Annotated in this window: 10 protein-coding genes and 2 pseudogenes; 11 read left to right on the top strand and 1 reads right to left on the bottom strand. The window is 68.5% G+C overall.

What is annotated here, in order from left to right; all coding sequences use genetic code 11:
- From F3J15_RS38300 to F3J15_RS35925, 7 genes and pseudogenes are all read left to right on the top strand, one after another.
- Nucleotides 1-107, top strand: a pseudogene (locus F3J15_RS38300) (chemoreceptor glutamine deamidase CheD); the annotation flags it as partial.
- Nucleotides 104-1,195 (top strand): chemotaxis response regulator protein-glutamate methylesterase, encoded by a 1,092-nt coding sequence (locus tag F3J15_RS35950; RefSeq protein WP_069246863.1) that lies wholly within the window; start codon nt 104-106, stop codon nt 1,193-1,195. The pseudogene F3J15_RS38300 and the gene F3J15_RS35950, both read left to right, overlap by 4 nt.
- Before the next feature lie 67 nt (nt 1,196-1,262).
- Entirely contained in the window at nt 1,263-1,658 is a 396-nt protein-coding gene (gene cheY, locus F3J15_RS35945; RefSeq protein ID WP_039346818.1) for a chemotaxis response regulator CheY, read from the top strand.
- A 1-nt stretch (nt 1,659) separates the two neighbouring features.
- Nucleotides 1,660-2,391, top strand: coding sequence for a protein phosphatase CheZ (gene cheZ, locus F3J15_RS35940; protein ID WP_069246864.1), 732 nt, complete (start codon nt 1,660-1,662; stop codon nt 2,389-2,391).
- Between the two features lie 257 nt (nt 2,392-2,648).
- Nucleotides 2,649-3,152 carry a DUF2844 domain-containing protein gene (locus F3J15_RS35935; protein ID WP_166897329.1) on the top strand — a complete coding sequence of 168 codons (504 nt, stop codon included), beginning with the start codon at nt 2,649-2,651 and terminating at the stop codon, nt 3,150-3,152.
- A 16-nt stretch (nt 3,153-3,168) separates the two neighbouring features.
- The gene (locus tag F3J15_RS35930; RefSeq protein ID WP_166897326.1) at nt 3,169-4,407 is read left to right on the top strand and encodes a DUF3443 family protein; all 1,239 of its coding nucleotides are present in this window, start codon (nt 3,169-3,171) and stop codon (nt 4,405-4,407) included.
- A gap of 167 nt (nt 4,408-4,574) precedes the next feature.
- Nucleotides 4,575-5,072 carry a VOC family protein gene (locus F3J15_RS35925; RefSeq protein WP_069246867.1) on the top strand — a complete coding sequence of 166 codons (498 nt, stop codon included), beginning with the start codon at nt 4,575-4,577 and terminating at the stop codon, nt 5,070-5,072.
- Between the two features lie 97 nt (nt 5,073-5,169).
- Here the strand turns inward: F3J15_RS35925 and F3J15_RS35920 are convergent, their stop codons facing one another.
- Entirely contained in the window at nt 5,170-5,907 is a 738-nt protein-coding gene (locus tag F3J15_RS35920) for a hypothetical protein (protein WP_166897324.1), read from the bottom strand.
- 57 nt (nt 5,908-5,964) lie between these two features.
- Here F3J15_RS35920 and F3J15_RS35915 point away from each other — a divergent pair, with 57 nt between their 5' ends.
- The 4 genes and pseudogenes from F3J15_RS35915 to flhF form a co-directional block, all read left to right on the top strand.
- On the top strand, nt 5,965-6,345 hold the full coding sequence (locus F3J15_RS35915) for a DUF805 domain-containing protein (protein ID WP_069246869.1): 381 nt from the start codon (nt 5,965-5,967) through the stop codon (nt 6,343-6,345).
- Between the two features lie 343 nt (nt 6,346-6,688).
- The gene (gene flhB, locus F3J15_RS35910) at nt 6,689-7,888 is read left to right on the top strand and encodes a flagellar biosynthesis protein FlhB (protein ID WP_069246870.1); all 1,200 of its coding nucleotides are present in this window, start codon (nt 6,689-6,691) and stop codon (nt 7,886-7,888) included.
- Nucleotides 7,885-9,987 (top strand): flagellar biosynthesis protein FlhA, encoded by a 2,103-nt coding sequence (gene flhA, locus F3J15_RS35905; protein WP_166897321.1) that lies wholly within the window; start codon nt 7,885-7,887, stop codon nt 9,985-9,987. Before flhB ends, flhA begins: the two co-directional genes overlap by 4 nt.
- A pseudogene (gene flhF / locus F3J15_RS35900) lies at nt 9,984-10,467 on the top strand (flagellar biosynthesis protein FlhF); the annotation flags it as partial. The gene flhA and the pseudogene flhF, both read left to right, overlap by 4 nt.

Raw genomic sequence — 10,467 nt, 5'->3', positions numbered from 1 at the left:
CCCCGCCGCAGCCGGCGCGGCCGCGCATCGAGCTGTTCGGCGCGCGCAGCGCGGCGCCGGCCGGCGGCGTGCGGGCGGCGAACCTATCAAGAAAGCAGGAGGCATGACCGCAGTGCAGAAGATCAAAGTGTTGTGCGTCGACGATTCGGCGCTGATCCGCAGCCTGATGACCGAGATCATCAACAGCCAGCCCGACATGACGGTGTGCGCGACCGCGCCCGATCCGCTCGTCGCGCGCGAGCTCATCAAGCAGCACAACCCCGACGTGCTCACGCTGGACGTCGAAATGCCGCGCATGGACGGGCTCGACTTCCTCGAGAAGCTGATGCGCCTGCGGCCGATGCCGGTCGTGATGGTGTCGTCGCTGACCGAGCGCGGCTCGGAAATCACGCTGCGTGCGCTCGAACTCGGCGCGGTCGATTTCGTCACGAAGCCGCGCGTCGGGATTCGCGACGGGATGCTCGACTACGCGGAAAAGCTCGCCGACAAGATCCGCGCGGCGTCGCGGGCGCGCGTGCGCCAGGCGCCGCAGCCGCAGGCGGTCGCGCGCACGGCGGACAGCCACCCGGCCGCGCCGATGATCAACAACCCGCTCGTCAGTACCGAGAAGCTGATCATCATCGGCGCGTCGACGGGCGGCACCGAGGCGATCCGCGAAGTGCTGACGCCGCTGCCGCCGGATGCGCCGGCCGTGCTGATCGCGCAGCACATGCCGCCGGGCTTCACGAAGTCGTTCGCGCAGCGGCTGAACGGCCTGTGCCGGATCGCGGTGAAGGAAGCCGAGCACGGCGAGCGGGTGCTGCCGGGCCACGCGTATATTGCGCCGGGCCACGCGCACCTGTTGCTGGCGAGAAGCGGGGCGAACTATATTGCGCAACTGTCGGACGAGCCGCCGGTGAACCGGCACCGTCCGTCGGTGGACGTGCTGTTCCGCTCGGCGGCGACGCACGCGGGCAAGAACGCGCTCGGGGTGATCCTGACCGGGATGGGCCGCGACGGCGCGGCCGGCCTGCTGGAAATGAAACGCGCGGGCGCTCACACGTTCGCGCAGGATGAAGCAAGCTGCATCGTGTTCGGGATGCCGCGCGAGGCGATCGCGCTCGGCGGCGCGGACGAGATCGTGCCGCTCGCCGAGATGAGCCGTCGCGTGATGGCGCGCCTGGCGACGATGGGCGACCGCGTGCAGCGCGTTTGAATGGAATGTCACGGGGCGCGTGCCACGATACGCGTCCCGACGGAAACGAATCTGGAAAGGAACGACGATGGACAAGAGCATGAAAATCCTGGTGGTGGACGATTTCCCGACGATGCGCCGGATCGTCCGCAACCTGCTCAAGGAACTGGGCTATTCGAACGTCGACGAGGCCGAGGACGGCGCGGCCGGCCTGGCGCGGCTGCGCGGCGGCGGTTTCGACTTCGTGATCTCCGACTGGAACATGCCGAACCTCGACGGCCTCGCGATGCTGAAGGAAATCCGCGCGGACGCGACGCTCACGCACCTGCCGGTGCTGATGGTCACGGCCGAGTCGAAGAAGGAGAACATCATCGCGGCCGCGCAGGCCGGCGCGAGCGGCTACGTCGTGAAACCGTTTACGGCCGCGACGCTCGACGAGAAGCTGAACAAGATCATCGACAAGATGGCGAAGACCGGGAGCTGACGTGAACGAGCCGATCCATGCCGCGCTGACCGGCGCCGGGTTCAGTGCCGACGGCCACGCCGAAGGCGCCGATTTCGCGAGCGACCGCATCCTCGCGCGCATCGGCCATGTCACGCGCGCGCTGCGCGATTCGATGCGCGAGCTCGGGCTCGACAAGCATGTCGAGCGGGCGGCGGAAGCCGTGCCCGATGCGCGCGACCGGCTGCGCTACGTCGCGACGATGACCGAGCAGGCCGCCGAGCGCGTGCTGAACGCGATCGAGGTCGCGAAGCCGATGCAGGAGCGCATCCAGAACGAGGCCGAGGCGCTCGACGCGCGCTGGGCGCAGTGGTACGCGGCACCGATCGAGCACGCGGAAGTGCGCGAGCTGATGGACGATACGCGCACGTTCCTGCGCACGCTGCCCGAGTCGGCTTCGGCAACCAGCGCGCAACTGCTCGAGATCATGCTCGCGCAGGATTTCCAGGACCTGACCGGGCAGGTGATCAAGAAGATCATGGACATGGTCTACCTGATCGAGCAGCAGCTCCTCACGGTGCTCGTCGAGAACATTGCGCCCGAGCGGCGCGAGCAGTTCGCGGCCACCGCGGCCGCGCTCGCGGCCGAGCAGATCAGCTCGACCGGCAGCCCCGAGTCGCTGCTGAACGGCCCGCAGATCGCGCCGGAAGGCAAAACCGACGTGGTCCAGGACCAGGGGCAGGTGGACGACCTGCTCGCCAGCCTGGGCTTCTGACCCTGCCGCGTGCATCGGGCGCCGCCTGTCGCGGCGGCGCCCGATGCACGCGTCACACCGTCCCCCACTGCTTCACGCGCACGCGGCTCCCGCGTGGCGCAGGGTGATCCTGCGTCAAATTGACACTTCGGCACACTCAGCAGGCATACTACGCGTCAGCAGCAACGTAGCGTCATTCATACGATTTCATACGTTGGCAGGCGGCGCGGGCGCGATGGCCGCACCGCCGGCAACGAAGCCAGTCCCTGGGGGGGAACGTGAAGCTGAAACGCTTGGGCTGGGCCGTCGCGCACGCGACGGCTGCAATGGGTGTGCTGTGGAGCGTCCACGCATACGCGGAACTGGGCGGCGCGCCGATGTCGCCGCCGACGGACGATCGGGCCGCAACCGTGCGCGCCTTGCAGCGCGCGATGCGTTCGGCAGACGGCATGCAGACGAGCACGGCCGCCTATACCGTCCGCGAGATCACGCTCGGATCGGGCACCGTCATCCACGAATACACGTCGGCCGCCGGCAGCGTGTTCGGCCTCGCGTGGCAAGGGCCGACGATGCCGGATCTCGCGTCGCTGCTCGGCAGCTATTTCCCGCAGTACACCGCAGGCGTCCAGGCGGCGCACAAGGCGGGCGGCTGGCGTGCGCCCGTGTCCGTCGACACCCGCGGCCTCGTGATCCGGACAGGCGGCCACATGGGCGCCTTCTCGGGCCAGGCGTGGCTGCCGGCGGCGCTGCCTGCCGGCCTGACCGGCACCGACATCCAGTGACTGCGGGAGAGCGATCTTGAAAATTCCTCGTACATTCAAGCGCTGGCTCGGCGTGCTGGGCCTCGCGGCGGCGACGGCCGTCCTCGTGACGGCATGCGGCGGCGGAGACGGCGGCGGCAGCAGTTCGGGCAACAACGGCAACGGCGGCAACAACGGTAACGGCGGCTCGGACGGCAATTCCGGGAACACGGCCGTCATCACCGTCAACGCCGGCGTCGCGAACGTGATCAACATCCCGACCGTCAGCCTGAAGGTCTGCGTGCCGGGCACGTCGAACTGCCAGGTGGTCAACAACGTGCTCGTCGATACCGCGTCCTACGGGCTGCGGCTCGTCGGCAGCGCCGTGTCGGGTGTGCTCGGCAACCTCCCGCAGGTGACGAGCGGCGGCGCGCCGGTCGCCGAGTGCGGCAAGTTCGTGTCGAGCTATACGTGGGGGTCCGTGCGCACGGTCGACCTGTCGATCGGCTCCGAGCAGGCGAGTTCGCTGCCCGTGCAGATCATCGGCGACCTCGGCACGACGAACGTGCCGAGCTCGTGCACGAACGGCGGCGCGTCGGCCAACTCGGCGAGCGCGCTCGGCGCGAACGGGATCCTCGGCATCGGGCCGGCACCGGTCGACTGCGGCACCACCTGCGCCACGTCGACGTCGACGAACAACAACTACTACGCCTGCCCGAACGGCGACAACGCGAGCTGCACGGTCGCGCTCGTGCCGGTGGCGCAGCAGGTGGCCAACCCGGTGCATCGCTTCGCCGACAGCAGCGGGGTGAGCGTGAGCATGCCGACCATCTCGAACAACGGACAGGCGAGTGCGACCGGGACGCTGACGTTCGGCCTGCCCGCCCTGACCGGGAAGACCGTGATGACGTCGACCACGACGGGCGACGTCAGTGCGACGTTCCTCGGCCGCAACGTGACCGCGTTCTTCGATACGGGTTCGAATGCGTACTTCTTCAACGATTCGTCGCAGACGGCCTGTTCGAAGAACACGCAGTTCTACTGCCCGACGGCGTCGACCACCTACTCGGCGACGCTGACCGGCCAGAACGGCGTGAGCGGTACGGTATCGATGCCCGTCGTGAACGCGGATTCGCTGTTCTCGAACCCGTCGACGTTCGCGTTCAACGACATCGCGGGCCCGTTCGGTTCGTCCGGCTGGCTCGATATCGGCATGCCGCACTTCTACGGCAAGACGATCTACTTCGGAATGGACAAGACCGCGAGCGGCGGCGCGGCGCCTTTCGTCGCGTTCTGACGCGGCAAGGCGAGACGCAGGACCAAGGGGGCGAGCGATCGCCCCCTTTTTTATTCGACGGCCGTGCGCGGCACGACGGGTTCGACCGGCGGGCCGCCGCGCGCGGGCACAGCGCCTACGATGTAATACCGGCACCCGTGCCGGCACGACATCGAGGAGACAGCGCCATGACCCCGCGCATACAACGCATCACGCCGTTCCTGTGGTTCGACCGCGACGCCGAGGCGGCCGCCGGTTTCTACGTATCGGTGTTCGACAACGCGCGCATCGTGCACGTCGCGCGCTACGGCAAGGCCGGCGCGCACGCGTCCGGCAGCGCGGAGGGCGCGGTGATGACTGTCGCGTTCGAGCTCGACGGGCAGGCATTCGTCGCGCTGAACGGCGGCCCCGTGTTCCAGATCACGCCGGCCGTGTCGTTCGTCGTCAATTGCCGGGACCAGGACGAAATCGACCACTACTGGGCGCGCCTGTCGGAAGGCGGCGACGAGCGTGCGCAGCAGTGCGGCTGGCTGCGCGACCGCTTCGGCGTGTCGTGGCAGGTCGTGCCGGCGCAGATGAGCGAGCTGATGACGGGCGATCCGGCGCGTGCGGAGCGCGTGATGGCGCAGGTGATGACGATGAAGAAGCTCGATCTCGACGCGCTGCAGCGCGCGGCGGCGGGCTAGGAGGCGGGTAGCCCGTCGCAGGCGTGAACCGGTGAACCGGCGAACCGGCGAACCGGCGCCAGGGGCCGCGCAAACCCGTGAGCGGCCGGAACGGGCGCTAGGCCGGTGGCCGGCCGTCGCGCATCAGGCGCGTGTGGTCGAGGAAGCGGTGGCCGGGCCCGTACGCGGTACTTTCGATCCGGACGGCATCGGCTGGCGCGACCGGGCGCCCGGCGGCATCGACCGACACCGATTCGATCTCGACGACCGGCACGCACCAGGCCGCGCGGGCGCGTGCCGCCGGCTCGCCGCGCGTGTCGACGCAGCGGAAGGTGAAGCTCGCGGGGAAATCCTGCGCGCGCAGGGTTTGCGTCGATCCGTTCCACGCATGGTGCAGGGCGATCGTGCCGGGGTGCGGCGCGTCAGGCGCCTGCGCGCCGGGCGGCAGGGCCGGCGTGCCCGCGCAGCCGGCGGTCAGCGCGCAGGCAAGCGACAGCAACGGAGCGAGCGGATGACGGAGCATGGTGCGGTTCGAGCGGAATCGGCAAGTCATGGCGAAGCGTAGCGCGCTTTGCATGCCCGCGTAATGCCGGCCGGTTAATCGAATGCGGCACACGGGCTGCCGATTATCGATCGCACCCGATTTCATTCGGATGTAATCAAATGCTGGATTATCCGGGGCTGTCGTTTCTGTCAGGTCTTCAAGATTATTAAAATGACGCGGCATGCAAGCCGATGGCGCGGCATTCCGCTGTTGCAGCCATTCCCGCGCCGTGCCGGCGCCGTACGGGCGGGCGAAACGGCCCGGTGCGCCCTGGCCGGTACGTGAAAAGAGATGGAGCGCGGCGAAATTCAAACATATAATGCCGGCGTTGTTTCCGGGGTCGTCTATATAAAACAGGAGGGTAATAAAATGAATTTTTCCGAAGCCGTTCGTTCCGCACTCAATAAATACGCGACATTCGAAGGCCGTGCGCGTCGTGCCGAATACTGGTATTTCGCGCTGCTGACCTGTGCGCTGTCGATCGCCGCGCAGATCATCGGCGCGGCCGGCCGCGACGCCGGCCTGATCACGCTGCTGCTGCTCGTCGTGATCGGCCTGGTTTCGCTGGCGCTGATCATTCCGAGCATCGCGGTCAGCGTACGCCGGCTGCACGATACGGGCCGCTCGGGCTGGTTCCTGCTGCTCGCGCTGATCCCGATCGTCGGCGCCATCCTGCTGCTCGTGTGGATGTGCTCGCGCGGCACCGAAGGTCCGAACCGCTTCGGCGCGGACCCGATCGTGGCGGCCTGACCGACACCTGCCCCGACGCGCGACGCCGCCGCGTCGGGGCCCGATTTCGCGTCGCATCCGCGGCAACGCTTCACTGCCTCACCGTTTCCTCGCCTTTTCCCCGCTTCACGTCGTCGTCGTCGCTTCGTCCGGAGCCGACACGTTGCGATCGCACCGGTCGGCACGTTTTTCCGCCGCGCCGCACACCGTTCCGTCTCCCGTCCAGCCCCGTTCGCGCCGGCTCGCCCGATTCCCCGAAATACCCCCCTTTCCCGGCTTTGCTCGACCGATCGGCGTTTGACGCCTCCATGAATAATCGGTGTCACTGGAAAGCGGCATTCCGCCGTACCCGACTGGAGGCCCCGTGGCAGACGAGAGCGATCTCGACAAGACCGAAGCCGCCACTCCCAGGCGCCGCGAGAAGGCGCGCGAGGAGGGGCAGGTCGCGCGTTCGCGCGAGCTGGCTTCGTTCGCGCTGCTCGCGGCCGGGTTCTACGGCGCGTGGCTGCTCGCGGGCCCGTCGGGCGGGCATCTGCAGGCGATGCTGCGCGGCGCGTTCACGTTCGATCGCGCGACCGCGTTCGACACGAACCGGATGCTGTCGGCAGCCGGCAGCGCGAGCCTCGAAGGCTTCGCCGCGCTGCTGCCGATCCTCGCGCTCACCGGCGTCGCCGCGCTGCTCGCGCCGATGGCGCTCGGCGGCTGGCTGATCTCGTCGAAGACGTTCGAGCTGAAGTTCGACCGCCTGAACCCGATCTCGGGCCTCGGCCGGATCTTCTCGATCCAGGGGCCGATCCAGCTCGGGATGTCGTTCGCGAAGACGCTGGTCGTCGGCGGCATCGGCGGCATCGCGATCTGGCGCAGCAAGGACGAGCTGCTCGCCCTCGCGACGCAGCCGCTCGGCGTGGCGCTGCCCGATGCGCTGCACCTGATCGCCGTGTGCTGCGGCACGACGGTCGCCGGGATGCTGGTGGTCGCCGCACTCGATGTGCCTTACCAAATCTGGCAGTACGACAAGAAGTTGCGCATGACGAAGGAAGAAGTGAAGCGCGAGCATCGCGAGAACGAAGGCGATCCGCACGTGAAGGGGCGGATCCGCCAGCAGCAGCGCGCGATCGCGCGCCGCCGGATGATGGCGGCCGTGCCGAAGGCCGACGTGGTCGTGACGAACCCGACGCACTTCGCCGTCGCGCTGCAATACACGGACGGCGAGATGCGCGCGCCGAAGGTCGTCGCGAAGGGCGTGAACCTCGTCGCCGCGCGCATCCGCGAACTCGCGGCGGAACACAACGTGCCGCTGCTCGAAGCGCCGCCGCTCGCGCGTGCGCTGTATCACAACGTCGAACTCGAACGCGAGATTCCCGGCTCGCTGTACTCGGCCGTCGCCGAAGTGCTCGCGTGGGTCTACCAGCTCAAGCGCTTCCGTTCGGAAGGCGGCGCGTTCCCGGCGATGCCGGTCGATCTGGAGGTGCCGGCCGAACTCGACAAGGGGACGTCGGTCGCCGCCGACGACGAACGTGAAGAAGCCGAGGACACCCTCGGCAAGCAAGGGACCGCAGCATGAGCACCCCGACCACCGGCCTGTTCGCGAAGCGCCCGAACCCGTTCGCGGGCACGAACCTGCGCGCGCTCGCGGGCCCGATCCTCATCTGCATGATCCTGGGGATGATGATCCTGCCGCTGCCGCCGATGCTGCTGGATCTGCTGTTCACGTTCAACATCGCGCTGTCCGTGATGGTGCTGCTCGTCAGCATGTACACGATGAAGCCGCTCGACTTCGCGGCGTTCCCGAGCGTGCTGCTGTTCTCGACGCTGTTGCGCCTGTCGCTGAACGTCGCATCGACGCGCGTCGTGCTGCTCGAAGGCCACACGGGCCCGGACGCGGCCGGCCAGGTGATCGAGGCGTTCGGCCACTTCCTGGTCGGCGGCAACTTCGCGGTCGGCATCGTCGTGTTCGTGATCCTGATGATCATCAACTTCATGGTGATCACGAAGGGCGCGGGGCGGATCGCCGAAGTGTCCGCGCGCTTCACGCTCGACGCGATGCCCGGCAAGCAGATGGCGATCGACGCCGACCTGAACGCGGGCCTCATCAACGAAGAGCAGGCGCGCAAGCGCCGCCTCGCCGTATCGCAGGAAGCCGAGTTCTACGGGTCGATGGACGGCGCGTCGAAGTTCGTGCGCGGCGATGCGATCGCCGGCCTGATCATCATGGCGATCAACGTGATCGGCGGGCTGATCGTCGGGATGGTCCAGCACGACATGACGTTCGCGGCCGCCGGCACCAACTACACGCTGCTGACGATCGGCGACGGCCTTGTCGCGCAGATCCCGTCGCTCGTGATCTCGACCGCGGCCGGCGTGATCGTGTCGCGCGTCGCGACCGACGAGGACATCGGCACGCAGATCACCGGCCAGCTGTTCACGAACCCGCGCGTGCTGAACATCACCGGCGCGATCATCGTGCTGATGGGCCTGATCCCGGGCATGCCGCACTTCGCGTTCCTCGCACTCGGCGGCGGCGCGATCTGGCTGGCCCGCACGCAGACCAAGCGCGCGGCGGCCCGCAAGGCGGCCGGCGACCTGACCGACATCGCGCCGCCCGCGGCGCTGCCGGCGGACAGCCACGAGGCGACCTGGGACGACGTGCAGCTGATCGACCCGCTCGGGCTGGAAGTCGGCTACCGCCTGATCCCGCTCGTCGACAAGAACAGCGACGGCGAACTGCTCAAGCGCATCAAGAGCATCCGCAAGAAATTCGCGCAGGAAATCGGCTTCCTGCCGCCGGTGATCCATATCCGCGACAACCTCGAGCTGCGACCGAACGCGTACCGGATCGCGCTGAAGGGCGTCGAGATCGGCGTCGGCGAAGTGTTCCCGGGCCAGTGGCTCGCGATCAACCCCGGCCAGGTGACGGCCGCGCTGCCGGGCGCCGTCACGCAGGATCCCGCGTTCGGGCTGCCGGCCGTGTGGATCGACGTCGCGATGCGCGAACAGGCGCAGGTGTACGGCTACACGGTGGTCGACGCGAGCACGGTCGTCGCGACGCACCTGAACCATCTGGTCGTCCAGCACGCGGCCGAGCTGCTCGGCCGCCAGGAAGTGCAGTCGCTCGTCGAGCGCACCGGCAAGGATGCGCCGTCGCTCGTCGAGGACCTCGTGCCGAAGACGATCTCGCTCACCACGCTGCAGAAAGTGCTGCAGAACCTGCTCGAGGAAGGCGTGCCGATCCGCGACATGCGCACGATCCTCGAAGCGGTGTCCGAACACGCGGGCCGCGGCGATGCGTTCGAGATCACGGCCGCGGTGCGGCTCGCGCTCGGCCGCGCGATCACGCAGCAGTGGTATCCGGGGGCGGGCGAGATGCAGGTGATGGGCCTCGACTCGAATCTCGAGCGCGTGCTGTCGCAGGCGCTCGCCACCGGCGCGAACCCGGGCCTCGAACCCGGCCTCGCGCACAACCTTCTGACCGGCACGCAACAGGCGATGCTGCGTCAACAGAATCTCGGGCTGCCGCCCGTGCTGCTGGTGCAGCACGCGCTGCGCGCGATGCTCGCGCGTTTCCTGCGCCGCAGCCTGCCGCAATTGAAAGTGCTGTCGTATGCCGAAGTGCCGGACACACGCACGATCAAAGTCGTTAACGTCATCGGGGGTTCCGCTTGAACATTCGCAAATTCACCGGCGCAACGAGCCGCGACGCACTTCGTCTGGTGCGCGAGGCGCTCGGCGCCGACGCGGTCGTGCTGTCGAACCGCACGCTCGATGACGGCAGCGTGGAAATCGTCGCCCTGGCAGATTCGGACCTGGCCGCCGTGACGCCGCCGGCCGCGGCGCGTCCGCGCATCGCCGCGTCGCGCACGCCGGAATCCGTGCCGGCCGCCGCCGTGCCGGGTATCGTGTCGCGCCCGGGTGCGGCGCTGGCCCGCCCGACGGTCAATCCGTACGCAGCAGGCGAAGGCGGGCTGCCGGACGTGTTCTCGTCGGTGTTCGGTGCAAGCGCCGACGCGGACGAGGCGACGGCGCAACCTTCGGCATTCGATGAGGACGCGCCGGCTGCGGCAGCGCCGTCTTCCGCCGCTCCCACGCCGGCCGCCGCCGCACCGGCCGCCGCCTCCGAGCCCGCGCCGTGGCTCGTCGAGCACA

The sequence above is a fragment of the Burkholderia sp. Ap-955 genome, from assembly GCF_011753045.1.
Taxonomy (GTDB): Bacteria; Pseudomonadota; Gammaproteobacteria; order Burkholderiales; family Burkholderiaceae; genus Burkholderia; species Burkholderia lata_D.
This window is presented reverse-complemented; position numbering and strand designations above follow the sequence as displayed.